Source organism: Clostridium guangxiense (genome assembly GCF_021043395.1).
GTDB classification, from domain to species: domain Bacteria; phylum Bacillota; class Clostridia; order Clostridiales; family Clostridiaceae; genus Clostridium_S; species Clostridium_S guangxiense.
Genome location: NZ_JAJNKE010000005.1, coordinates 1 through 24,323, shown reverse-complemented (window position 1 = coordinate 24,323; position 24,323 = coordinate 1). Strand labels below are relative to the sequence as shown.

General features: G+C 32.0%; 20 protein-coding genes and 1 pseudogene. 16 read left to right on the top strand and 5 right to left on the bottom strand.

Annotated elements, in window-relative coordinates; genetic code table 11:
* The first annotated feature begins 14 nt into the window (after window positions 1-14).
* The 12 genes and pseudogenes from LQK79_RS05350 to LQK79_RS05295 all read left to right on the top strand — a co-directional run bounded on the left by LQK79_RS05350 (window position 15) and on the right by LQK79_RS05295 (window position 8,874).
* Window positions 15-635 carry a manganese efflux pump gene (locus LQK79_RS05350; protein WP_231015800.1) on the top strand — a complete coding sequence of 207 codons (621 nt, stop codon included), beginning with the start codon at window positions 15-17 and terminating at the stop codon, window positions 633-635.
* A gap of 434 nt (window positions 636-1,069) precedes the next feature.
* A complete protein-coding gene (locus LQK79_RS05345; protein WP_231015799.1) occupies window positions 1,070-1,453 on the top strand; it encodes an OsmC family protein in 384 nt (127 codons plus the stop codon).
* A 347-nt stretch (window positions 1,454-1,800) separates the two neighbouring features.
* Entirely contained in the window at window positions 1,801-2,103 is a 303-nt protein-coding gene (ureA, locus tag LQK79_RS05340) for an urease subunit gamma (RefSeq protein ID WP_231015798.1), read from the top strand.
* Between the two features lie 56 nt (window positions 2,104-2,159).
* The gene (ureB, locus tag LQK79_RS05335; protein ID WP_231015797.1) at window positions 2,160-2,531 is read left to right on the top strand and encodes an urease subunit beta; all 372 of its coding nucleotides are present in this window, start codon (window positions 2,160-2,162) and stop codon (window positions 2,529-2,531) included.
* A complete protein-coding gene (gene ureB, locus LQK79_RS05330) occupies window positions 2,532-4,250 on the top strand; it encodes an urease subunit beta (RefSeq protein ID WP_053241674.1) in 1,719 nt (572 codons plus the stop codon). It abuts the gene before it with no gap.
* Between the two features lie 284 nt (window positions 4,251-4,534).
* Window positions 4,535-4,996, top strand: a complete 462-nt coding sequence (ureE, locus tag LQK79_RS05325) for an urease accessory protein UreE (protein WP_053241675.1) — start codon at window positions 4,535-4,537, stop codon at window positions 4,994-4,996.
* Window positions 4,989-5,675, top strand: coding sequence for an urease accessory protein UreF (locus LQK79_RS05320; protein ID WP_231015796.1), 687 nt, complete (start codon window positions 4,989-4,991; stop codon window positions 5,673-5,675). The genes ureE and LQK79_RS05320 overlap by 8 nt, the downstream gene beginning before the upstream one ends.
* Before the next feature lie 187 nt (window positions 5,676-5,862).
* Complete coding sequence (ureG, locus tag LQK79_RS05315; protein ID WP_231015795.1) at window positions 5,863-6,471, top strand: urease accessory protein UreG; 609 nt, start codon at window positions 5,863-5,865, stop codon at window positions 6,469-6,471.
* Window positions 6,471-7,268, top strand: a complete 798-nt coding sequence (locus tag LQK79_RS05310) for an urease accessory protein UreD (protein ID WP_053241678.1) — start codon at window positions 6,471-6,473, stop codon at window positions 7,266-7,268. Before ureG ends, LQK79_RS05310 begins: the two co-directional genes overlap by 1 nt.
* A 224-nt stretch (window positions 7,269-7,492) precedes the next feature.
* Window positions 7,493-7,849, top strand: a complete 357-nt coding sequence (locus LQK79_RS05305; protein ID WP_231015794.1) for a hypothetical protein — start codon at window positions 7,493-7,495, stop codon at window positions 7,847-7,849.
* Window positions 7,850-7,888: 39 nt separating this feature from the next.
* A pseudogene (locus LQK79_RS05300) lies at window positions 7,889-8,425 on the top strand (DUF1848 family protein).
* Between the two features lie 44 nt (window positions 8,426-8,469).
* Window positions 8,470-8,874, top strand: a complete 405-nt coding sequence (locus LQK79_RS05295; protein WP_053241681.1) for a nuclear transport factor 2 family protein — start codon at window positions 8,470-8,472, stop codon at window positions 8,872-8,874.
* Between the two features lie 123 nt (window positions 8,875-8,997).
* Here the strand turns inward: LQK79_RS05295 and LQK79_RS05290 are convergent, their stop codons facing one another.
* Together LQK79_RS05290 and LQK79_RS05285 are read right to left on the bottom strand one after the other, a co-directional pair.
* Window positions 8,998-12,099: an MMPL family transporter gene (locus tag LQK79_RS05290; protein ID WP_231015793.1), complete on the bottom strand. Its 3,102-nt coding sequence runs from the start codon at window positions 12,097-12,099 to the stop codon at window positions 8,998-9,000.
* Between the two features lie 525 nt (window positions 12,100-12,624).
* Window positions 12,625-13,230 (bottom strand): TetR/AcrR family transcriptional regulator, encoded by a 606-nt coding sequence (locus LQK79_RS05285; RefSeq protein WP_053241683.1) that lies wholly within the window; start codon window positions 13,228-13,230, stop codon window positions 12,625-12,627.
* A gap of 123 nt (window positions 13,231-13,353) precedes the next feature.
* Here LQK79_RS05285 and LQK79_RS05280 point away from each other — a divergent pair, with 123 nt between their 5' ends.
* Both LQK79_RS05280 and LQK79_RS05275 read left to right on the top strand, forming a co-directional pair.
* On the top strand, window positions 13,354-13,806 hold the full coding sequence (locus tag LQK79_RS05280) for a hypothetical protein (protein ID WP_231015792.1): 453 nt from the start codon (window positions 13,354-13,356) through the stop codon (window positions 13,804-13,806).
* Between the two features lie 28 nt (window positions 13,807-13,834).
* Entirely contained in the window at window positions 13,835-14,335 is a 501-nt protein-coding gene (locus LQK79_RS05275; RefSeq protein ID WP_231015791.1) for a GNAT family N-acetyltransferase, read from the top strand.
* 96 nt (window positions 14,336-14,431) lie between these two features.
* On the opposite strand, the gene LQK79_RS05270 is transcribed toward LQK79_RS05275, so the two are convergent.
* Entirely contained in the window at window positions 14,432-17,362 is a 2,931-nt protein-coding gene (locus LQK79_RS05270; RefSeq protein WP_231015790.1) for a CIA30 family protein, read from the bottom strand.
* Window positions 17,363-17,599: 237 nt separating this feature from the next.
* Here LQK79_RS05270 and LQK79_RS05265 point away from each other — a divergent pair, with 237 nt between their 5' ends.
* Window positions 17,600-17,767: a CDIF630_02480 family spore surface protein gene (locus tag LQK79_RS05265; protein ID WP_084756906.1), complete on the top strand. Its 168-nt coding sequence runs from the start codon at window positions 17,600-17,602 to the stop codon at window positions 17,765-17,767.
* 77 nt (window positions 17,768-17,844) lie between these two features.
* On the opposite strand, the gene nifJ is transcribed toward LQK79_RS05265, so the two are convergent.
* On the bottom strand, window positions 17,845-21,369 hold the full coding sequence (gene nifJ / locus LQK79_RS05260) for a pyruvate:ferredoxin (flavodoxin) oxidoreductase (RefSeq protein WP_053241686.1): 3,525 nt from the start codon (window positions 21,367-21,369) through the stop codon (window positions 17,845-17,847).
* Between the two features lie 38 nt (window positions 21,370-21,407).
* A complete protein-coding gene (cooS, locus tag LQK79_RS05255) occupies window positions 21,408-23,327 on the bottom strand; it encodes an anaerobic carbon-monoxide dehydrogenase catalytic subunit (protein ID WP_053241687.1) in 1,920 nt (639 codons plus the stop codon).
* Window positions 23,328-23,522: 195 nt separating this feature from the next.
* On the opposite strand from cooS, the gene LQK79_RS05250 reads away from it, so the two are divergent.
* Entirely contained in the window at window positions 23,523-24,140 is a 618-nt protein-coding gene (locus LQK79_RS05250) for a carbonic anhydrase (RefSeq protein WP_053241688.1), read from the top strand.
* Window positions 24,141-24,323 lie beyond the last annotated feature (183 nt).

Here is a 24,323-nt window from a genome sequence, read left to right as displayed (position 1 = left end):
AAAGTGGGAAATATATGGATGAGGAGAAGGTGTTATTTTTGGGGATTGTGCAATTTTTAATAACGTTTTTTGCAATCCTTGGTTTAGCTTTAACACTAAGCGCTGATGATTTTTCAGTTGGTGTAGCTTATGGTCTTTTTAAAACACGCCTACCTTTTAAATCACTAATGATAATGGTGTTGGGATCTGCAACATCTACCTATGGCATAATGCTAATAGGTAAATTTATTTTTACTTCTATGCCAGATTATGTAACTGATTGGTTAAGTGCAATTATATTAGGTGCAGTAGGATGTAAAATGATATACGATGGGTGGAAAGAAAGAAGTACTCCGGCTGAATTAATTAAAACTGAACACATCTATTCAAGTAATTTGAAAACAGCTAATTTTTTGGAAGTGTATTTGGTTGGAGTTGGATTAGGAGTTGATGACTTTGCTCAGGCTTTAGGTTTAGCTGTAGCAGGTTTCCCAATTATCTTAACTGTATGTTTATTGGAAGTTGCAGAAGTAGTTGCGCTTTTGAGTGGTAATTTTTTAGCACTCAAAGGGTTTTCAAAAAAGATAAATGGAAAAATATCTATAATACCAGGTGTTGTGCTATTATTAGTTGCATTATACCAGGTATTGTTTTAAGACACATTTTTATAGTAAGTCATATATTCTCTTACTATATTTAATGAATTTAATTAGAAATGCATCTAAATTGAGGCGGGATGAAATCCATCTTTAATTTAGATGTATTTTTATATGAGAAATTTTATCATAACATAAAATTATTTTATCCTAAGTTAATAGAATAAAAAATAATACAAATACTATTTATGAAAGGAGTAGTATATATGAACCAATCGATTAATAGTAGAGAATATGGGAAAAAAATTTAATTAATAATAATATTAAGAAACTTGAATTAAAATGGGTGAGTTACACGTTTATATTAGTTATTTTGCTGTAAAGGGTAATAACGAAGAGCAATAGGAACATTAGAGCTTACACAAAATATAAGACCAATAAAAAAATTGAGGAAAAAAAAGGTTGATGTCGTACTAATTGATAAGGAGGAAGTAATGATAGTTTCTGAGAGTAAAAATGAAAATTACTGCACTGAAATTTCAAATGGAAATGCATTTGTTTTTTCCGATGTAACAGAAAAAGGAGGTGGAACAGGGCGATATTTAGCACCACATGATTTGCTATGTGCTGGCTTTGCCTCGTGTCTTAATATTACGACTAGAATGGTGCTGGATCGAAAAAATATAAAATATGAAAAAGTAATTGTTAAAATAGATTTAGATAAAAGTGATGAAAATAAAACTAAATTTCTTTATTCAGTTGACATTTTAGGTGATATTTCTGATGAAGCAAAGCAGCACATATTAGATATAGTTAAAAATTGTCCTGTGAGAAAAACCTTATCTAGACAAATAGAATTTCAGGCTATTGACTTTTGACAAAATAATGATAGAATCAAATTATAATATTAGATTAATAAAAAATAGCAGTTGATTTTGATGAAATGTATAAATATTCGATATAATTTTATGCTATTTCGAGTTTTGCGTTTGAAGTTAAGATGGTTTTAAAGATAAAATGCTTGAAACTTCAAAATTAATTTGTATTAAAATGCCGTTTTATGGGCATTTTGATACAAATTAATTTTGGTAGTTGAAATGGTTTATCTACACGCCAGCTTAACTTTTATTTATATATATGATTTGAATAAATATGTAAGACTATGTTTAAAATAAGTAATTGTTTTAAACATAGCTATATATAGAAGAAAGGAACGTGTTAATGTATGCATCTAACACCTAAAGAAATGGAAAAATTAATGCTTCATTACGCTGGGGAATTGGCCAAGCAAAGAAAGGCTAGAGGCCTTAAATTAAATTATCCAGAAGCTATAGCACTTATAAGCTCGGAATTAATGGAAGGGGCAAGAGATGGAAAAAGTGTAAGTGAGCTTATGCAGTATGGTACTAAAATTTTAACAGAGGAAGATGTTATGGAAGGTGTAGCTAGCATGGTTTCAGAAGTTCAAATAGAAGCAACCTTTAAAGATGGTACTAAGCTTGTTACAGTACATAATCCAATTAAGTAATTTTAATTAGTAAATGGATGATTTTCTTTAAAATTTTTGTGATAGGAGTGTTAATTATGGTACCTGGTGAAATTATAGTGAAAAATAAAGAGATAGTTTGTAACGCAGGAAAAAGAACTAAAAAAATCACCGTTTCAAATACAGGAGACAGGCCAATTCAAGTTGGCTCACATTTTCACTTTTTTGAAGTTAACAAGGCACTTGAATTTGATAGAAAAGCTGCTTTTGGGATGAGACTTGATATAGCTTCTGGAACAGCAGTAAGATTTGAACCTGGAGAAGAAAAGGAAATTACTCTCGTTGAAATTGGTGGAAATAAAGAAATACACGGTTTTAGTGGACTTACTGAAGGAAATATAAGTGATGATAAAATAAGAGAAAAAAGCTTTAAGACAGCTAAAGAATTAGGCTTTAAGGGGGCGGAATAATTGAGCTTTAAAATTTCAGGCAAGGATTATGTAAATATGTATGGACCAACTACAGGAGATAAAATAAGACTTGCAGATACAGATCTTATAATTGAGGTTGAAAAGGACTATACCGTTTATGGTGAGGAGTGTAAATTTGGCGGTGGAAAAACACTAAGAGATGGTATGGGACAATCGGCAGTAGCAGATAGAGATGAAGGTGTTCTTGACTTAGTTATAACCAATGCTCTCATAATAGATTACTGGGGAATTGTAAAAGCTGACATAGGAATAAAGGATGGAAAAATAATTGGCATAGGTAAGGCTGGAAATCCATCTATAATGGATGGAGTAACTCCTAATATGATAGTTGGGGCAGCAACAGAAGCTTTAGCTGGAGAAGGACTTATAGTAACAGCGGGAGGAATAGACTCACATATACATTTTATATCTCCACAGCAAATAGAAACTGCACTTTACAGCGGAATAACAACTATGATAGGTGGAGGAACTGGTCCCGCAGATGGAACTAATGCAACAACATGTACAACAGGCTCTTGGTATATTGAAAAAATGCTTGAAGCAGCGGAAGCTTTTCCTATGAATCTAGGATTTTTGGGAAAAGGAAACTGCTCATCAGAAAAAGCTCTTGAAGAACAAATAGAAGCAGGAGCTATTGGACTTAAACTTCATGAGGATTGGGGAAGTACACCTAAAGCAATAGATACATGTCTTACTGTTGCAAATAAATACGATGTTCAAGTAGCAATACATACAGATACTCTTAATGAAGGTGGATTTGTAGAGGATACTATGAATGCAATAAATGGGAGAACTATTCACACATATCATACGGAGGGTGCAGGTGGAGGTCATGCTCCTGACATAATGAAAGCAGCGGCTTTCCCAAATGTACTTCCATCTTCAACTAACCCAACAAGACCATATACTGTAAATACAATAGATGAACATTTGGATATGCTTATGGTATGCCATCATTTAGACAGCAAGGTTCCAGAGGATGTAGCTTTTGCAGATTCAAGAATTAGACCAGAAACAATAGCTGCAGAGGATATACTTCATGATATGGGGGTATTTAGCATGCTTAGCTCAGATTCTCAGGCTATGGGAAGAGTTGGAGAGGTTATAATAAGAACTTGGCAGACAGCTGATAAGATGAAAAAGCAAAGAGGAGCTTTGAAAGAAGAAACTGGAGATAATGATAATTTTAGAGTTAAGAGGTATATTTCAAAATACACTATAAATCCAGCTATAACTCATGGAATATCAAAATATGTTGGCTCAATTGAAGTAGGAAAATTTGCAGATTTGGTTTTGTGGAAACCAGCAATGTTTGGAGTTAAGCCAGAAATGATTATAAAAGGTGGCTTTATAACTGCAGCTAAAATGGGTGACCCTAATGCTTCAATACCAACACCTCAGCCAGTATTTTATAGAAACATGTTTGGTGCTTTTGGAAAAGCTAAGGGAAAGACATCAATAACTTTTGTTTCAAAAGAATCAATTAAAAATGGAAACATAAAAAAATTACATCTTGATAAACTTGTATATCCCGTACAGGACTGTAGAAGTATAGGAAAAAAGGATATGATATTAAACGATAAATGTCCTAAAATAGATGTGGACCCAGAAACCTACGAGGTAAAGGTTGATGGTGAAAAAATAATATGTGAACCTATAGAAGAAGTAGCATTAGGACAGAGATACTTCTTGTTCTAGGAATTATTATATTAGCGGAAAGAGTTGGAGTATATTTATTGAGGTTATACAAGTAATCTAGAAAAATTCAGAGTACAAAGTACAGAGTACAGAGTACAGTGAAGGATGATTTATCTTCCTTGCGTCGGATAAATCTATAAGTTAATAACTTCAGCTTTGCTGAAGGGATATGCTATGGGTTTGGGCGATTAGCCCATTAAGTTTTAAAATTTTCTGCGTTAGCGGAAAACTAACCATCACTGTACTCTGTTATCTGTACTCTGCCTAAAGGGGTGGTTAAAATTTTGATAATAGAAAAAATACTTGGCAATTTAAAAAATGTAGAAGTGAATAATAGAAGGCTTGATACTGTTGATGTGGAATGGTATGAAGTAAATAAAAAAATATTAAAAAAAGATACTACTTCTGGAAAGGAAATAGGAATAAGGCTTTCAGAACTTAAAAAAATAAATGATGGTGATATACTTTATATGGATGAAAATGAGGTTATAGCTGTAAATATTCCTGAAAGTGAAGCTATATTAATTGAGCCTAAAAATATGGTTGATATGGGAACAATGTGCTATGAAATAGGAAATCAGCATGTGCCACTTTTTTTAACAGAAAGCAGCATAATGATTCCATATGAAAAACCTTTGATGGAACTTTTAGAGAAAAAAGGATTTAATCCTAAAAAGGAAATGAGAAAGCTTGTAAATGGCGTTGAATGTCATAAGCATGCTCATAACCATCATGAGCATGAATAGTACTTTTTTTAAGCTGCTTCAGGTAGCTGATTCCATATTTCCTATAGGAGCATACACTCAATCTAATGGGCTTGAAACTTATGTTCAAAATGGAATAGTTAAAGATGGAAAAACAGCTAAAGAGTATCTTTGCAATATGCTTTCATATGGAATTAAATATACAGATGTTCTTGCACTTAAATTAGCTTATGAATATACCTTAGATAAGGATATTCATAAATTAATAGAACTTGATCAAATACTTTATGCACTTAAGGCACCTCGTGAAGTTAAAGAGGGAAGTGCTAAAATGTGTGCAAGATTTTTAAAAATTTCTGAAAAGTTTGGTCAAAAAGAAATGCTTTTAAAGTACGCTGAGCTTATAAAGCAAGGAAAATGTACAGGTCAGCACAGCATTGTGTTTGGCATGTTTTGTGCAGAATATGGTATTGATAAAATGGAAAGTATAAGTGCGTATTTGTATAATTCTGCGTCCTGCATAGTAAATAACTGTGCAAAGCTTATTCCACTTGGGCAAATGGAGGGTCAGCTTATACTTTTTGAGAGCAGTGAGTTATTAAAAAATATAGCCGAGGAAATAAAGGATTTAAGTTTAGATGACCTTGGAAGGTGTACCATTGGTTTTGATATAAAGGCAATGCAGCATGAAAATTTGTATTCTAGACTGTACATGTCATAGAAGCAGAGTAAAGAGTACAGTGAAGGTGGAGTTATCTTCCTTACGTCGGATAAATCTTTGAACTTGAGGAATGCTTCACGTTTGCCTAAGCAAACGAAATAAGTTTTAAGATTTTATGCGTTAGCGGAAAATCAACCTTCATTGTGCATTGTGAACTGTGCATTGTGAATTGATTAAGGAGGTAGAAATGGGTTACGTTAGAATTGGTATAGCGGGTCCTGTTGGTTCAGGTAAAACTGCTTTAATAGAAAAGTTAACAAGGGAAATGAGTAAAGATTACAGCATAGGTGTTGTAACTAATGATATATATACAAAGGAAGATGCGGAATTTTTAGTTAAGAATAGTGTTCTTCCAGCTGAAAGAATAATAGGTGTAGAAACAGGAGGATGTCCACATACAGCTATAAGAGAGGATGCATCAATGAACCTTGAAGCTGTAGATGAGCTTGTGAAAAAGTTCTCAGATATAGAAATAGTATTTATAGAAAGCGGTGGAGACAATCTTTCAGCAACTTTTAGTCCAGAACTTGCGGATGCAACTATATATGTAATAGATGTTTCTGAAGGAGATAAGATTCCAAGAAAAGGTGGTCCTGGTGTTACACGTTCGGATTTACTTGTAATAAATAAAATTGACCTTGCACCATATGTTGGAGCTAGTCTTGAAGTTATGGAAAGAGATTCTAAGAAAATGAGGGGAAATAAGCCTTTTATTTTTACTAATTTGAATGAGAAAAAAGGACTTCAAGAGGTTATAAACTGGATTAAGAAAAATGCGTTATTAGAGGACTTATGATGAATCATTATAGTAAGGAAAGTGTACTTAAACTTGAAACAAAAGTAAAACATGAAAAAACAATACTTAGCGATAGTTATTTTACACCGCCATTTAAACTTTTAAAGCCTTTTTATGGTGAAAACAATATTATGAGATTGTGTCTTGTAAATGTATCTCCTGGTATTCTTGAAGGAGATAATTATAATCTAACTGTAGACATGAAAAAAGAGTCTTTTTTGGAACTATACTCTCAATCCTACAGTAAAATTTTTAAGATGAACGGTGGGTTTGCAGCTCAAAAAGTAGACATTAATATGGAGGAAGATTGTACTTTAGCATATATGTTAAAGCCAACGCTTCCTTATGAGGATTCTGATTTTAGAGGAGAAACTAATATAAGGCTTTCTAAAAATTGTAAGGTTATATTTAGAGAAATAATTTCCTGCGGGAGATACAAGAAAAATGAAGTTTTTAGCTTTAAAAGTTTTAAGTCCAGAACAAAGATATTTTATGATGATAAGTTAATTTTTATGGATAATACTGTGCTAATACCAAAGGAACAACAATTAAATAGTATTGGGCTTTATGGTAAGTTTACTCATCAAGCTAATATGATAATAATAAGTGAAAAAGTAGATGAAAATTTTAAAATGTCACTTGTAAAGCTACTTGATCAATTTCAAGATATAAATTTTGGTGTAAGTATGAGCTTTAAATTCGGTATATTAATAAGAATACTTGGCAGTGGTTCAGAAAAATTAATTGATGTTACAGAAAGTATATATCATGAATTTATGAGTTTGTGGAACTTCTAAAGATAAATCATCTGAAAACTTGAAATTTATTTGTACCAAAATGCTGTCTTCTGGGCATTATGGTACAAATAAATTTCAATAGTTGAAGCGGTATATCTATAGAAGTTCCATAAATTATTTTTTAATAATATTGTGAAAAGAGCAATTGCTTTAAATTTTACCTCTATAGTTATATAATGATAGAATGAAAAGCTTAATGAATAAAACTTACAGGGGATGAGATTATGGGTGAAGATGAAATTGATAAGAAAAATGATTTGGCTTTGCTAAAGTTTGACAAAGCAGCTTTAGTAAAAAAACTTAAGAAAATTGAAGCTAGATTTGATGATATTTGTAAGGAAAATAAATACAATTATTTTGAAATGGACAGATATATTTTAAAGGCATCTACAGAAAATATCAAATTTTACATATCAGTACGAAAAAATAAGTTTAGGCTTAAGATTAGAGCTTTTAACGATGAAGTTTATTATTTAGATGAGCTTCTTGATTTAGAGTATGATAAAGATTTATTAAAAGCATTGTTTGAATTATACAGTAATATTGATACTATTTTAGGTTGTAATTTAGAAGTTTATTAAGTGAATTTTAATATATAATTGGAGTGTGAAAGCTAAATAATGATAGTTAGTGCAAGTAGGATAACCGATATTCCTGCTTTTTATAGTGAATGGTTTTTTAACAGAATAAAAGAAGGTTTTGTATATGTAATCAATCCATTTAACAGAAAACAGATAAGCAAAGTTGAACTAACACCTAAAGCAGTGGATTTATTTGTATTCTGGACCAAAGATGCAGAGCCAATGCTTAAAAGGTTAGATGAGCTTAAAGAATTTAATTATTACTTTCAATTTACTATTGAATGAATTTTATACTAAGGAATATCATTACAGATGGTTTGAAAAATTTTGCAGAGAACTTTCGGGATATACTAAAAAATGTGTAATATCAAGAGTATAGACATAGGTGAGTATAATACTTGCAAACATAATTGTTTGTATTGCTATGCAAATTTTAATTATAATACAGTAGAAAAGAACTATTCGATGCATGATTCAAAATCAAATATTTTAGCTTTACACTTAATTGGAGATGAGAAAATTACTGTGAGAGATATGAAATCTATAAAGTGTGAAGCTAAGCAAATAAAGTTGTAAATATCGCATGTCAAAATAAATGTATAATGTATGGAGGAGCTTATATGAATTTGATTAAAGAACAATTATTAAAGCTAGAAAATGATTTATTACAGCCAGAAGTAAGAAATTCAACAGAAAAATCAAATGAAATACTTGCAGATGATTTTATTGAATATTGTAGTTCTGGTTATGAATATCATCAGAATAAAGAAGAAACTATAAATGGGCCGATAATTTCAAATAAAGTGTATGGCAAAATAATTGATTTTGAAATAAAAAAACTTTCCGATGAATATGTACAAGCGACATACAAAATGATAAAAAATGATGAACCAAATGAAGATAGAAGATACTCTCTTAGAAGCTCAATATGGAAATATATTGATGGAAGTTGGAAGATGATTTTTCATCAGGGGACGCTAGTTCCCAAATCAAATTGGTTGAAGATGGGAAAAAAGAATGAATAAGATAATAGCCAAATTAATTAAAAATTTTAAGGAAACTTCTAATTTGAAGTTTCCTTAATTAATGTGTTCTGTTTTTTAAGAATCTATAGTAAGTTATCTGAGCTTTTTCCTAAATGTATCATGTTAAGCACTAATATCCTCCTTATATGAATTACTTTTCTTCTTAGAAATATTTTTGATTGCAGCTGGAAGTGCTATTAGTGCAGGTAAAAACAGAGGTAGTAGTATAATTGAAAGAGCTATTAAGCCGACAACTACTGCAATGGCAAGCTGCGTTAAAAGTTTAACTCCTGCTGGAACGAGTGTTACAAAAGTACCTCCAAGAATTAAAGCAGCGGACATAACAACTGTACCTATGTGTTTAGAAGCTAAAACTATGGCTTCTTTAGCATCCATATCTTTGTATTCTTTAAATCTCATCATTAAGAATATGCTGTAATCAACTCCCAGTGCTACAATCATTACAAAGGAGAAAAATGGCACATTCCAGGATACTCCATCTAACTTGAAAATATTAAATACTACAAAGTTTAAAACGGAGGAGGATATATAGTAAGCTGCCATTAATGCTGCGGATATATAAAATGAAATTAATGGAGATCTTATTACTATTAAAAGTATTACAAATATACTAGCCAAAACAATTACTTTCATTGTATTTAAATCGCCTGTAGCTGTTTTGTTTAAATCATAGTCCGAAGCGCTTGTTCCAGAGGTTCCAAACTTAGCATTTCTAAGGACGGTACCTTTAAGTATGCCTGGAATTGTATCGTTAATTTCATTTGTTGTATCCATAGCTTTTGCTGAATATGGATCAGCATCTAAAACAATTGTTAGTTTAGTTATTGTTCTGCTTTTGTTCATATACATATCTAAGGCTTCTTTTATTGATGCATTACTAAAGGTTTCTTTTGGTGCAAAAAAGTCTTTAGAATCGTTAAGTTCCTGCATATAATTGTTAGTTTTTGAAAGTCCGTTTGAAATTTGAGATAATCCATTGCTGCTTTTGTTTAAGGCATCTTTAAGCTGAGGAACACTTGATCCAAGCTTATTTAGCATACTGTTAAGTTGTGTTTGTCCAGCCTTAACTTGATCCAAACCAGAGTTTAACTTTGCCATATTTTCAATTACCGTATTTTGACCAGCTGCTCCTTTTTTTAGTCCGTCACTTAAAGCAGTCGAGCCATTTTGGAGCTGCGTAAGACCATTTGATAACTCATTTTGTTTAGCATTTATTTGATTTAAATTTGATGTAACTTCACTTAAGCCGAAAGTAAGCTTTGTATAGTTTTGTTTAAAAATGCTAAGACCAGAATTTAACTTTGAAAGACCAGCGTTTATATTGTTGTAGAAAGCTTCAACACCTTGAAAGCTCTTGTCATTTGAAAATCCATAATTCTTTGATAATAAAACCATTAAATCATTCATTTGCCTTACAGCTTGCTGGAGTTCAGTAACATTAGGTATAGCATTTCCAAGATCACTATAACCTTTTTGAATTATTGCTAAGTTGTCAGATAGTTGTTTTGTATATTTTGATATTGTATCCATACCACTTTTGGCTTCAGCTATTCCAGCTGCTATTTTATCAGCACCATCAGCTCCACTTGAAATACCAGAGTTTATTTGTTTAAGACCTGAAGTTATAGCATTTAGTCCATTTTGAACTTTACCTGTTCCTGTTACAAGAGCATCTGTTTTTGATAGATTATTTAAATTTACTGAATTTAAGCTTTCATTAATTTTTCCTATACCATTATTTATGGTGTCAACACCATCTTTAGATTTTGAAAGGCCATCTGACACGGTTTTAGTCTGACTTCCTAGATAAAGTGAATCAATTGGATTAGAAAGTGGCTGGGTAATGCTTGATACACTTTTAACACCTTTTATATTTTTTAATTTATTTGTCAAGCTATCAATAACTGTAAGTGTGTTATTATTATCCATAGGTTTGCTATTATCAATAACAACTGTTGTAGTAAGTGCTTCACCTTTTCCAAAATTTTGAGTGATTAGATTAAAGCCTTTTACCGAATCTACAGAGTTTCCAAGCTCGTTTACTGTGTCATAGGAAAATTTCTGTGTATTAAAACAAACTATTGGAATTAGTATAAGAATTATAATACTCGAAACTAAAATAGGCTTTTTTACTGAAAATGCAGCTCCTTTAGCCCAAAGCTTGTTTTCACCGTGATTGGTAATTTTTTTAGATGGCCAAAAAAGTTTTGTGCCAAGAATTTTCATTATAATTGGTGTAAATGTGAGTATTTCAAGCAGCAGAACTACAACTGCAATAGCAACACAGTTTGCTGAACGATACAAACCAAATTTTGCTAGAGTTAAACTTAAAAAGGCTACAAATACTGTGAGAATACTAAAGGCTATGGTTTTTCCTGCTGTTTTATATGTGCTTATAATTGCTTCATCTATAGAATCACTGTGTGACATTTCTTCTTTAAATCTGTTAAATAAAAGTATATTGTAATCTGTACCAATTCCAAAAAGTATAAGTACAAGTACTAATTGTGTAAGTGAAGAAATAGGGTAATCAAATCTATAAACAAGCTGTCCTACTATTGCATATGAAACCAAATAGGATATTCCAACTGCAAATAAAGATATAAGCGGTGTTATTACAGATCTAAATAAGATTATTAGAACTATTAAAATAAAAAATATAGTCAAGAGTGCACTTTTATCAACACCAGTGGAAACTGTTCTCATATAATCATCACTTATGAAATCTGTTCCTGTTAGATAATGATTTGATTTTACATTTTTTAGTTTGCTGTTAATTTCATTTTTAATATCTTTTACTTCTCTGCCTTTTTTATTGAGTTTAAAAGTAACCATGAGGGTTTTTTTATCCTTAGATATAAGCTTTGACTTTATAGAGGGGATATTAAAGGGATCAATTAAATTGCTTATTCCAAGAGAACTTTTATCACTTTTTATGTTGTTTATTCCAGCTTCTATACTGTCCATATTACTGGAACTTAACTCATTTTTACTGTTAAATACTATTATGTCTGTGTTCCCAGAGGTCTTATCCATTTTTTTTAGGATATTATCAGCTTTAACAGAGGGGGTGTCGCTGCTTAGATATTGCTGACCTTTTGATCTAAGTACTTTGTTTAAATCTGGTGAGTAAGTTATGGATAATGCTAGGGAAATTATCCATACAACAAATAGGAGCCACCTCATTTTTAATATTTTACGCATAATTTTTCCTCCTTAATGTAATATTTATTATTGTAGTGAACGGAAGTTCATTATTGACTTCAAATAAAATGCAGTTAAAACTGCAAGTGAACTAGCGTTCATTATTATAGCAAAAAAATAAATGCTGATTGTGAACAATTGTTCATTATTAGCGTATTAATAGATTACTTGAAATTTGAAAACTACAAATTCCAAGTTTATTCTGACAAACTAAGATTTGACTTAGAGCACAGAGTACAATTGACAGAGGACAGTGAAGGATGATTTTTCTCCGTTATCGCTTCGAAAAATCTTAAATTTAATGTTTGCGCATGGCATAAAATATAGTATTCAGTGCAGCTGACATTATTAAGTTTTAAGATTTACGTGAGCAAAGCAAAATGTAAATCATCCTTAACTGTCAATTGTTCTCTGTCCATTGTCAACTGATTAAATCATACAAAATATTACTTGTAAAATTATAACATCCATCATTTTAAATTTTCAGGTGTCTATCTATAATGATATATATTGTAAAACCTTATATTAAACTTTAGGGCTAAATAGTCTATTCATATCTGTAATATAAAAATACAAAAGTTTATTAATTAGAATCTTTATTTTGTCTCCATCATAGTCCTGCTCTAATATAAAAGAAATTCCTTCAATTAAATCATGTGATACTGTATAAACTATTATTTTTGTATTTTCATCTGTTGTTTCTGCTGTTGGATATTTAATAAATATATCGTTAACTAAAGATATTAATTCTTTTTTAAAGTTTTCAAATTTTGAACCTTTACTTTTATTGAATATAATGAGTAGTTCATTATTTGATTCTTTTACGAAGGATGTTATATTATTTAATATCTCTGTTATGTATTTTGCAATTTCAGGGCAGTTTTCATTTGTACAATTATTTATCTGCACTTGTATTTTAACAACATATAGAAGAAGTTTATTATATACAGGTTCTATTAATGTATTAAAAAGCTCTTCTTTGTTTTTGAAGTATCTATATGTACTTCCTAAAGCTATTCCTGATTTTGATGCAATATTTCTCATTGATGCATCTAAATATCCATTATTTTTAAATTCTATCAAAGCTGATGAAAGTATTTTTTCTCTTACTTCATCTTTTAAATATTGCATTTGTGAACCTCCGTTCATTTTTACTTAATTGTATATCACTTTTGGAAAAATGTAAATAGTTTTTTATAGTTTTGTGATTTTTAGCATTGCTTAAAAGTATATAATGAAAATAACAAAATATAGATGAAAGGTGTGATTAACATAATTATAAAAAAGGATAAAAAGATTTACTTAATTTTATGTGTAATATGCATAATTCTATTTATGGCTTGCGGAAAGGACAATAAGTATGTTGATATTTACAATGTAGTACAAGAAGCCTTTACTACGGATAAGGAATATTCTAATGAATTGTCGAAACATATATCAGAAAAGGTATTTAATCATATAAATGTGTATAAGGTCTATGCGGTAAATGATAAAAAATACAAAGAACCTTTTAAGGTGGATTTTAAACTTAAGGAAAATTCACAAAGTAAAATATTTAATACAGTGTATGTACAAATGACATATTCTGTAAAAATAAAAGATTCGGAAAATAAAGAAGTTGGTGGTTCATGGAATGTACCTATAAAATTTACGGTTAAAAAAGTAAATAATGTGTGGTATATTACTGACAAGTATGAAGAAGCGTAGATTAGTAATTTTATAGGGGTGGTTTTTTATGTATAAGATTCGTTATGCTAACGTAGGTGATGCAAAGGCTTTGGGTGAGATTCATTCTAGTTCCTGGAAGGCTGCATATAAAAGTATAATACCAGATAAGATATTAGATAATATTACTGCTGAAAAAAGAGAAAAATATTTTAAAAAGGCATTGTCAGAAGAACTTGAAGAGGATGCAATAATATTTGAAGACAATAAGCCAGCTGGGTTTATATGCATTGGAAAGTGTAGGGATAAGGATAAAGATGGTTCTTATGGTGAGATATGTGGATTGTACTTGCTGCCAGAATATTGGGATAGAGGGCTAGGAACTAAACTAATAAATTGGGGACTAGCTGAACTTGAAAAAAGAAACTATAAGAAAATTACATTATGGGTGCTTGAGGAAAATTTAAGTGCCAGAGGGTTCTATGAAAAAGTTGGATTTAAGTTTGATGGAACAGTTAATAAAATTAATATTGGAAAAAAGTTGAATGAAGTTAGGTATGTAAGAAATTGAGGAGTAAAAATGCAGTTAAGTCCGAGGAGGTTATAAATGAAAGAAAGGGACAGTAAATAGTATTATTCTATTTACTGTCCTTAATTTTTTAGAAAATTACTTTTTGATAAAGGCTTTTCTTTTTGAGAAAACAACAAATGCCGCACCTATTAAGGTTAAAATTGTTCCTAATATAACAAGTACAAATCCATCTATAGCTGAACCTGTTTGTGGTAATGTAGCTACTTTAGAAGCTTGAGTTGACGAATTTTTAGTAGTACTTGCTTGATTGGCAGCTGTATTTCCATTTTGACTTCCGCTTGTATTTGTGCTAGTAGAGTTTCCAGTCTGTGATCCTTGCCCATTTGAAGGTGCTTTTGTATTTACAGCTTTAATATCATCAAAATACATTGTAGAGTTTACAGTAATATCTTTACTGCCTTGAGGTACTATAGTATTACACCATAAACCTACTTTGGTTATTTTTGAAGGATCAAATTTACCATTATTTTTTCCTACGAATTTACTAAATGGTAAAGTTAAAAGTTTAGGCTCTGTAGTAGCTGCAAATTCAGGAAGGTATACTTCAAAATCTTCTCCATTTGAAGTGATTTGAACTACTAATTTTTGACCTTTTCCATCTGGTTTAATCCATAACTGTAGAGCATCATAATTAGACCAATCAACATTTTCTTTTTTAGTGATACCAGCCCAACCTTCTGACGATGATGTTCCAGTGATATTATAGTTAAAAGCAAGACCATAACTTCCGCTATTGTGCTGCAAAGGATCCTTAGTTAGTGAAGGAGATATACTGCAGCCTGGACCAACATTAGATGTCCAATTTGTTTGGAGTAATGCATCATTTCCATAATAGGATTCAAAGTTATCCACTTGTGCTGGATCTGTGGCTTGTTCTGGTATATTAATTAATGCATTAATTTTATCGTACTGCTTACCATCGATATTTAATTCAATAGAACCATAAGTTGGAGCTATGTTTTTTAGAATATCCTGTGTAAGCTCTCCGGTATACGTACTATTATCAGATTTTTGCGCCTGTATGGTACCTTTTAAATTTCCATCACCATCTTTTATTACAAAACTTACGTTACTGCTATCACTATTTTTAATATTGGCGGTTAAAGTTGTAGGATTAAGTATTCTTGAACCAGAAGCTGGCGAGGTAATAAAACCTGTTGTACTAGGTTTTGCACTTGTTACAGATATTTTACTGTAATCGCCTATGCCATCAGCAAATACAGAATCTTCGTTGTTATAGAAGTTAATGAAGTTGTTAACCATCTCTTGCCCCTTGGTAGAACTTACCATATAAGGCTCATAAAAATTTTGCTCACTAAAGTTTGCCCAAGTCATGAAATAAGACATATTAGTTCCAGACACTGCATTAAGTATGTCATTAAACCAATCAGGTGTCGAGTTGCCTGAAACTTTCATTCCATTCATAGATGGAGTATCGCGTATTCCAACTTCTGTAACAGCTGAAAGCTTATTATGAGCTTTAGCTATATTGTCTACTACATTCATAGTGTTTTTAAATGAATTTAACCATGTATTATCGCCTGCTGCAGGATTGTCATCATACATATCAAAACCAAGAATATCTACATAATTGTCACCAGGATAACGGTCTAAGTAAGCATCCTCGCTTTCAAAAGGGCCACCTGGAGAATATACATACAGGAAGTTGTGAATATTTTTTACATCACGTAAATAATCTACAGTATATTTATATAAATTTTTGTAGGCTGCAGAGTCACAATAAGCAGCACCCCACCAGAACCAGCTTCCATTGTTTTCGTGGAAAGGTCTAAATAAAACTGGAATACCTTGATCTTGAAGCTTGCTACCGTAATTTGCAATTAAGTCAAGATATCCTGCATAAACTTTATTTAAATCTCCACCAGGCATAATTCTTTGAACTACATTGCCACTAGTTATATCTGGTGTATATCCAGAATAATCATAATTACCATTAACTAAACCTTTTTTTGCAACTAAATCAAAATTAGGCATATGTGCAGATAAGCTTACAATGGAACCCTCTTTTGCTGCATTTATTGAAACGTTTGCAGCGGCGGTAACTAAATCAGTTTGTCCCTGAGGAAGTGAAAGTTCTGAACCGGTAAGAGAAAGACCATCTATGCCACAAACTCCAGCAATGGAACCTGTTATATCTTTTGTATCAGAATTAGTCCCACTGTTTGTTAAAAATGCTTTATGGTGAGTGTCGTTTTGATGACCATATATAACATAATTTGAAGTACCAATACCTTTTAAGTAAGCATAAAGTGAAGCAGTTTGATTTATAGCATTTCCATCTACTAAATTAACTTCTGAAGGAATGTTTAATAAACTAGGGTTAACCTTTGTTTGTTTAATAGGCTGAACTGTTTTATCTACGTATTTATTATCTTGACTGCTTTCTGCTCCATCAATTAATTTTACATTATCTATATAAACTTTTCCATTATAATTACACTTATATCCTGCAAGTTTAAAGATTATTTGATGTAAGCCTGTATTAGTGGTAATTTCATCTCCAAAAGGAATTTCTGCGGTTTTAACTAAATAACCATTACTTTGAGTAAAATCACTTGCTTTTACTTCTGGTATAGTATTACTTTGAGTCCAGGTCCAGCCAGAACCCATTTTAGTTACACCTACAACTTTAATTGAACCAGTATAAGCGCTGTTTGCTGGAAGTATTAAATCAATTTGCAATTTAGCTCCAGAATTAATAGGCTTTGAATATTCATAGTTTAAATCCATTTCAGCTTTCTCATCCCAGGTTGAGTTAGGGTCAAACTTAACATCATATCTTAATGCTGTGCTATCGTTTACATTTTTTGAAAGATCTGATGCGGTTTTTCCTGAAGGTAGATTTGAAGCATTTTCAAAATCATTATTGTAAATTATTGTTGGTGTGTTGTCTGTAGCTTTAACTACGGTGTTTACACTTGGATTAATAGTTGTAAATATAAATGTGAAAACTACAGCTAAAGAGATAAATTTTCTCTTATTCATATTATTCCCCCATTTCGTTTTATATATAGTACAGTTAAATTACAGTATATAACCATAATTTCCCTCATAAAGTAAATTATAAATAGATATTTACTTTATTGACATAACACTTTTTAGTATTTCTTAACATATTTTCATTTATTTAAACCTTTACAGAAAATTATTGTTTTTAATTTTATAAAATGTTAATACATTCACCCCAAAATGAAAATAATATACGTGAAGGGAGGAATGGATATGGAAGGAGATAGATTAAAGGATAGTTTTATGGAAATGCCAATTGAAAAACATGATACCGCAGCGTGGGCCAATATTGAAAAATTAAAGCCAATTTCTAAGGTATCTGTGCCAAGTGAATTTGATATGAAAAACGCCAAGGAATATGTAGATTCTAATGAAAAATAATGCTTATAAAAAGAAGGTGTTGTATTAGTGAATTGAATAATTCCTAATGCAGCACTTTCTTTTTATATAATTTACTGTTATTTTATTTCAGATAACTTTTTGTACAAGTTGTATCTTTCATGAGCATTAATTTCAGAATTTTTGAAGGCTTCCTCAGCTGCTTCAGGAAAAGTATTTTTGAGTGAAGAATAACGAATTTCTCCATTAATAAAATCTGTATAAGAAGCAGCAGGTTCTTTAGAATCAAGTACAAATGGGTTTTTGCCTTCTTGCTTTAACAGAGGATTATATCTATACAAATGCCAATATCCAGCTTCAACTGCCTTTTTTTCTTCAGATATGCTAGTTCCCATACCTGTTTTGATACCATGACTTATGCAAGGTGCATAGGCAATTACTAGAGATGGACCTTTGTAAGCTTCTGCTTCTGTAATAGCTTTAACAGCGTGGTTCATATTTGCTCCTAAAGATATTTGGGTTACATAGACATTTCCATAGGTCATAGCCATTAAACCTAGATCTTTCTTTCTGGTCTTTTTGCCAGCTGAAGCAAATTTTGCAACGGCACCAGTAGGAGTTGATTTTGAAGATTGACCTCCTGTATTTGAATATATTTCTGTATCCATAACAAATATATTTACATCATCACCTAAGGAAAGAACCTGATCTAATCCTCCAAAGCCTATATCATATGCCCAGCCGTCACCACCAATCAGCCAGTGAGACTTTTTAACTAAATAGTCTTTTTTCATAAATATTTCATTTAAGATATTATTTTGAGCATAATTTTCTTTTTGAAGTAATTCTAAGATTCTTGCAGAAGCCTTTTTCGATGTATCTGCATCATCAAAGCCATCTAACCATTCTTTAAAGGATTCTTTAAGCTGGGGATTAATATCAGCTGCATTTAATCCTTGAGTCATTAATTCAGCAAGTCTTTCTCTCATTTGTTTTACAGCTAAGAACATTCCATAGCCATACTCAGCGTTATCTTCAAAGAGTGAGTTTCCCCAAGAAGGACCTTTGCCGCAGTTATTTGTGGTATAAGCAATTGCAGGTGCACTACCTCCCCAAATTGATGAACAACCTGTAGCATTAGCTATCATCATTCTGTCTCCATAAAGCTGTGTTAAAAGTTTTATATAAGGAGTTTCACCGCATCCAGGGCAAGCACCATTAAATTCTAGGAGAGGTCTAGCAAATTGACTTCCCTTTACAGTGTGAAGACTCATTATTCCTTCTTTAGGAGTTAGTTTTAATGCATATTCAAAATTTTCTGATTGTTCCTCAATTTCTTCTTGAGCTGGTTTCATTATTAAAGCTTTGCCTGGAGCTGGACATATGTCAGCACAGTTTCCGCAGCCAGTACAGTCAAGAGGACTTATTTGAATACGATAGTGATATGCAGTAAATTCTTTACCAACGGGTTTTTTGGTCATAAACTTTTCTGGAGCTTTTTCTTTTTCATCATCATTTAAAAGACAAGCTCTAATTACAGAGTGGGGACAGACAAATGCACATTGATTACATTGAATACACTTATCAATTTGCCATTCAGGAACAGTAACTGCAATACCACGTTTTTCATAGGCTGTTACTCCAAGAGGAAATCTTCCATCTTCCATTCCATTAAAGGCACTAACAGGAAGCTCATCACCTTCATGTCTTGCCATTGGTCTTTCAATTCTCTTAATAAAGTCAGGAAGGTCTTTAACCTGTTTATGTTCATCCTTAGCATTTTTCCAAGCTTCTGGAACTGTAACCTTATGAGCAGCATTTACACCTGCATCTATAGCAGCCTTATTAGCATTTACTATATTTGCACCTTTTCTGCCATAAGTATATTCAACTGAATCTTTTAAGTATTGAACTGCTTTATCCACTGGAATTATATTTGCGAGTTTGAAAAATAAGGACTGCATTACCATGTTTATTCTGGAACCTAAACCTACCTGCTGAGATATTGAAATTGCATCTATTGTATAAAATTGAATGTTGTTTTCAGCTATATATTTCTTCATAGATGCAGGAAGTTTTTCTTCTAATTGTTGATCATTCCAAGGACAGTTTAATACAAAGGTTCCTCCGTTCTTTAAGCCTTTCAATACGTTTATATTATATATAAAAGACTTATTGTGACAAGCAATGTAATCTGCTTCGTAAATTAAGTAAGGTGATTTTATAAGTTTATCTCCAAATCTTAAGTGAGATACGGTGCTTCCACCTGATTTTTTACTGTCATATGAAAAATAAGCCTGACAATATAAATTTGTGTTATCACCTATTATTTTAACAGCACTTTTGTTGGCTCCAACTGTACCGTCAGAACCCAAGCCATAAAATTTACATCTCTTTGTTCCTTGAGGTGAAGTATCTATTACTGTTTCTTCTGGTAGAGATGTATTTGTAACATCATCAACTATTCCAATTGTGAATCTATTTTTAGGATTAACACTTTTAAGATTTTTAAATACTGCTAATATTTGCGATGGTGTTGTATCTTTTGAACCTAAACCGTATCTTCCACCAACTATAATAGGTTTGTTTGGATTGTTATAAAATAAATTTACTACGTCTAAGTAAAGAGGTTCACCAACAGAACCTGGTTCTTTTGTTCTATCCAATACTGCAATTTTCTTGACAGTAGTAGGAAGATATTTAAAGAAGTAATCAGGAGAAAATGGTCTGTATAAATGAACTTTAAGAACTCCAACTTTTTCTCCTTTTCCTCTTAGATAGTCTACGGTTTCTTCTACAGTATCACAAACAGATCCCATAGCTACTATAACTTCTTCTGCGTTAGGATCACCATAATAATCAAATGGATGATATATTCTTCCAGTGATTTTTTCTATTTCTCTCATATAACTTTCTACAATGTTTGGAATAGCGTCATAAAATCTATTTGAGCCTTCTCTTTGTTGAAAATAAATATCAGGATTTTGAGCAGTTCCTCTAACAGTTGGATGTTCTGGATTAAGTGATCTATTCCTAAATCTTTGTATTGCCTCGTAATCTACTAGCTTCGCAACATCTTCATAGTCAATCATTTCAATTTTTTGATATTCATGTGAGGTTCTAAATCCATCGAAAAAGTGTAAAAATGGCATATTAGCCTTAATAGCCGATAAATGGGCTACAGTTGCTAAATCCATGACTTCTTGAACACTTGAAGATGCTAAAAGTGCAAAACCTGTTTGTCTTGCCGCCATAACATCTTGATGATCACCAAAAATTGATAGAGCATGAGTTGCTAGAGCACGAGCACTTACATGAAATACTCCTGGAAGTAATTCTCCTGCCATTTTATACATATTAGGTATCATGAGAAGAAGACCTTGAGAAGCGGTATAGGTGGTTGTAAGTGCACCTGCTGCAAGAGAACCATGAACTGTTCCAGCAGCACCAGCTTCTGATTGCATTTCAACAATTTTAACTGGCTGACCAAATATATTTTTTCTACCATGAGATGACCAGTTATCTACAAGTTCGGCCATTGGAGTGGATGGTGTTATAGGATAAATAGCTGCAACATCTGTAAAAGCATATGAAGCATAGGCAGCTGCTTCATTTCCATCCATAGTTTTTAATTTTTTTGCCATAATTTGTTTCCTCCTTAAAAATTGTGTTATATATAAATTTAGCTTAAGCCTAACTTCTTTCGTTTTTCCATAATGTGAGCTTCAATGTTATTAGCTACTTCTGCAGGATCATCTCCCAAAGCTATTTTTCCACCCGTAACATCTTCTGCTTTCTTAGTTAAAAGATCAACGAGTTCAGGAGCTCCAGTCATAAATGGAGTAGGAGAAAGATGAGTATATGTTCCGTAAGCAAGAGCAAAAATTCCATCTATAGTAGCTTTTTGTTCCATCCATTCTGGCGCTGTAACAGCTATAGGAAGATCCGGTACATCAACATTTAAATGTTCAGCAAGAGCAGTAACAAGCATAGAAATCCTTCCTGTATCTGTGCAGGTTCCAAAGCTTAATACTGGTGGGATTTTAAGAGCATTACATATTTCCTTTAAACCTTCTCCTGCCATGGTATTTGCAGCTTCCAATGTGCAAAGACCAGCAACTTCAAGAGCATGATTTCCGCAGCCACCAGCTACCACTAAAATATCCTTTTTTATAAGCTCTTTTGTGAGGTTTACTGTTACCCAATCTTGAGGACCATTTCTTAAGGTTGAGCAGTTTGCAAGAGCCACGACTCCTTTGATTTTTCCTTTTGCTATTACATCTACTAATGGGTCAAGCTTATTTCCAAGTGCTCCAAGTACTGCTTCTGTTGAGAAACCAGCTAAAGCTTTTTGAATTTTTTTAGGAACTACAGCTTCTATATTTCTTTCTTTTCTCTTTTTGAAATTTTGTATTCCAAGCTCAATTAATTTATCTGCAGTAGAATCAACTTCAGATGGATTATATGGAAATTTATATTTAATTCCAGGTAAATCGATTATGGTACTTATAGAAACCAAAGTGACTTGATATTTTTCAGCATACATATCGATGGCAGGAGGTGAGCAGTTTTCTTCCATTGCAAAGACATCTACTGTTCCTGTTGCTAGCAGCGGTTCTATAGCAAGCCAATTTCCCATGTGACCTACGAAGACATCATCAACAGGAAATCTTTGAAGAAGTTCTTGACCTGTTTCTATTGAACCTACAATTCTAAGTCCTTTTGCTCCAGCTTTTTTTGCCTTTTCTTGAATTTCACTGGTTTTTGCTTTTAATAGTGTAGCAACGCCAACCCAAGGTTGATGTCCGTTAAATACTATATTTACGTATTCTGGATCCATAATTCCTAAATCCATATTTACTTCATGAGGGGTTGGAGTTCCAAAAAGTATATCTTGAACCATTTCAAGACCGATTTGAGTGTTATATATGGTGGCAATTCCAAGCCTAAGAGCTTTCATAGCTAAGGATACATGACTTCCATCTACATTTGTAAGGCAGCTTGCAACGCAGTTTTGCTCTTCATGTACAGTTCCAGCAGGATATATACTTAGCTTTTTCCAAGCCTCTTTTCTTTTTGTTGGGGCAAAAGCCTCTACCATTATGTTATCTTTTTCAATTCCAATTCTCTGCTGATCCTCAAGTAGTACCGCAAGTTCTATTGCCATGTCGTTTATTTCCTGATTGGTGTTTATACCAACTTTTTCACACATCCATTTAAGCTTATTCACATCAGTTATTTTAAATGGTGTTTTTCCCTCCGCAGTTTCTTTCAATGTTCTAAAGGCTTCATATGCATGATGACTATATGTACCAGCACCCATTATATTTTTTAAAAGAAAGTTTCTCATGGCCATAGCATCTGGACCTATTCCACAAACTCCTTTTTCCTGACCAGATTTTTCGCTTATTCTACAAGGACCATTTGAACAAAGCTGACAACTTAAACCTTGAAGACAAAATTTGCATCTTATTTTTTCTTGAAGAGCATATCTATCGAATACATTAGACATTCCGTCTTTTCTTATTCTTTTTACCATTTCTTCTACGGAATCATGATAGCTTACTCGTCCTTCTGATTTTTCCATTATAGTTTCACTCATAAAAAACATCACTCCTTAATTTTAGTTAAGCTATTATTAGTAAGTTTTCCTATTAATCATTTAATTATGTATAATGTAAAAATTTAATAAGTGAATATATTTAAGAAGAATATTGATAAAAATATTTTATTTTAAATTTTAAATTAGTATAATATAGATAAATTAATATAGAATAAAGGGGGACGTTGAGGCTATATGAGTGATGAGCTTTTAATGATAAAAAAAGGTCTTATGAATGGAAATAAGCGCTTTATAATGAATAAATTAAGAAGCAAGGATTCTTATGATAAACTACGTAGAGAATTATATGAAAAAGGTCAATTTCCTAAAGCCGTAGTAATTACGTGTTCCGATTCTCGCGTTGTACCAGAATTTATATTCGATGTTGAACTTGGTGAATTATTTGTAATAAGAAATGCAGGAAATATTGTAGATAAAAGTGTTATAGAAAATGTAGAATTTGCAGTGAGCCATTTAGGGGCAAGATATATATTAATTATGGCACATGAAAAGTGTGGTGCAGTAGCCGAAGCAGTAGAAAAAATTAAAGTTGGTGAAAAGCTTCATGGTTTTATAAAGCCTATGGAAAATGCAATAAATAATGTTAGATTAAAAAACAATAATATATTAATTAGTGATTTGGCGTCCAGAGTTGAAGAGGAAAATGCAGAAGAAGGAGTTAAAAAACTTTTGAGCAGTGAAATGTTAAGTAAACTCTATAGAGAAGAAAAGATAGCTATAGACAAAGCTAAATATTTTTTGAGCACTGGAGAAGTTAAGGTATTGCAAAGTAACAATGCTTCGTCGCGTTAAAAGAATCCTATAAATCTAAGTGGTGAATTTAAGCGAGTACCTGCTCAGGGCATAGAAGGATAATTGGCAAAGCCCATGCCCCGTGCATGTTTACTCGCTTAAAAAATGCTCGTGCGTCCAGCTAAGCTGGACTATACTAACTGGTGAAAGTCCAGTCAAGGTAATTGCCAAGAAGTCTTGTAA

Excerpts from the sequence above, each read along its gene's own strand:
- LQK79_RS05305 (WP_231015794.1), top strand. The coding sequence starts at position 7,493 with ATGGGTGAAGATGAAATTGATAAGAAAAATGATTTGGCTTTGCTAAAG.
- LQK79_RS05250 (WP_053241688.1), top strand. The coding sequence starts at position 23,523 with ATGAGTGATGAGCTTTTAATGATAAAAAAAGGTCTTATGAATGGAAAT.
- LQK79_RS05265 (WP_084756906.1), top strand. The coding sequence starts at position 17,600 with ATGGAAGGAGATAGATTAAAGGATAGTTTTATGGAAATGCCAATTGAA.
- LQK79_RS05320 (WP_231015796.1), top strand. The coding sequence starts at position 4,989 with ATGAATAGTACTTTTTTTAAGCTGCTTCAGGTAGCTGATTCCATATTT.
- LQK79_RS05285 (WP_053241683.1), bottom strand. The coding sequence starts at position 13,230 with ATGCAATATTTAAAAGATGAAGTAAGAGAAAAAATACTTTCATCAGCT.
- LQK79_RS05310 (WP_053241678.1), top strand. The coding sequence starts at position 6,471 with ATGAATCATTATAGTAAGGAAAGTGTACTTAAACTTGAAACAAAAGTA.
- LQK79_RS05275 (WP_231015791.1), top strand. The coding sequence starts at position 13,835 with ATGTATAAGATTCGTTATGCTAACGTAGGTGATGCAAAGGCTTTGGGT.
- LQK79_RS05345 (WP_231015799.1), top strand. The coding sequence starts at position 1,070 with ATGATAGTTTCTGAGAGTAAAAATGAAAATTACTGCACTGAAATTTCA.
- LQK79_RS05280 (WP_231015792.1), top strand. The coding sequence starts at position 13,354 with ATGAAAGGTGTGATTAACATAATTATAAAAAAGGATAAAAAGATTTAC.
- LQK79_RS05350 (WP_231015800.1), top strand. The coding sequence starts at position 15 with ATGGATGAGGAGAAGGTGTTATTTTTGGGGATTGTGCAATTTTTAATA.
- ureA (WP_231015798.1), top strand. The coding sequence starts at position 1,801 with ATGCATCTAACACCTAAAGAAATGGAAAAATTAATGCTTCATTACGCT.
- ureG (WP_231015795.1), top strand. The coding sequence starts at position 5,863 with ATGGGTTACGTTAGAATTGGTATAGCGGGTCCTGTTGGTTCAGGTAAA.
- nifJ (WP_053241686.1), bottom strand. The coding sequence starts at position 21,369 with ATGGCAAAAAAATTAAAAACTATGGATGGAAATGAAGCAGCTGCCTAT.
- LQK79_RS05290 (WP_231015793.1), bottom strand. The coding sequence starts at position 12,099 with ATGCGTAAAATATTAAAAATGAGGTGGCTCCTATTTGTTGTATGGATA.
- ureB (WP_231015797.1), top strand. The coding sequence starts at position 2,160 with ATGGTACCTGGTGAAATTATAGTGAAAAATAAAGAGATAGTTTGTAAC.
- LQK79_RS05295 (WP_053241681.1), top strand. The coding sequence starts at position 8,470 with ATGAATTTGATTAAAGAACAATTATTAAAGCTAGAAAATGATTTATTA.
- LQK79_RS05270 (WP_231015790.1), bottom strand. The coding sequence starts at position 17,362 with ATGAATAAGAGAAAATTTATCTCTTTAGCTGTAGTTTTCACATTTATA.
- cooS (WP_053241687.1), bottom strand. The coding sequence starts at position 23,327 with ATGAGTGAAACTATAATGGAAAAATCAGAAGGACGAGTAAGCTATCAT.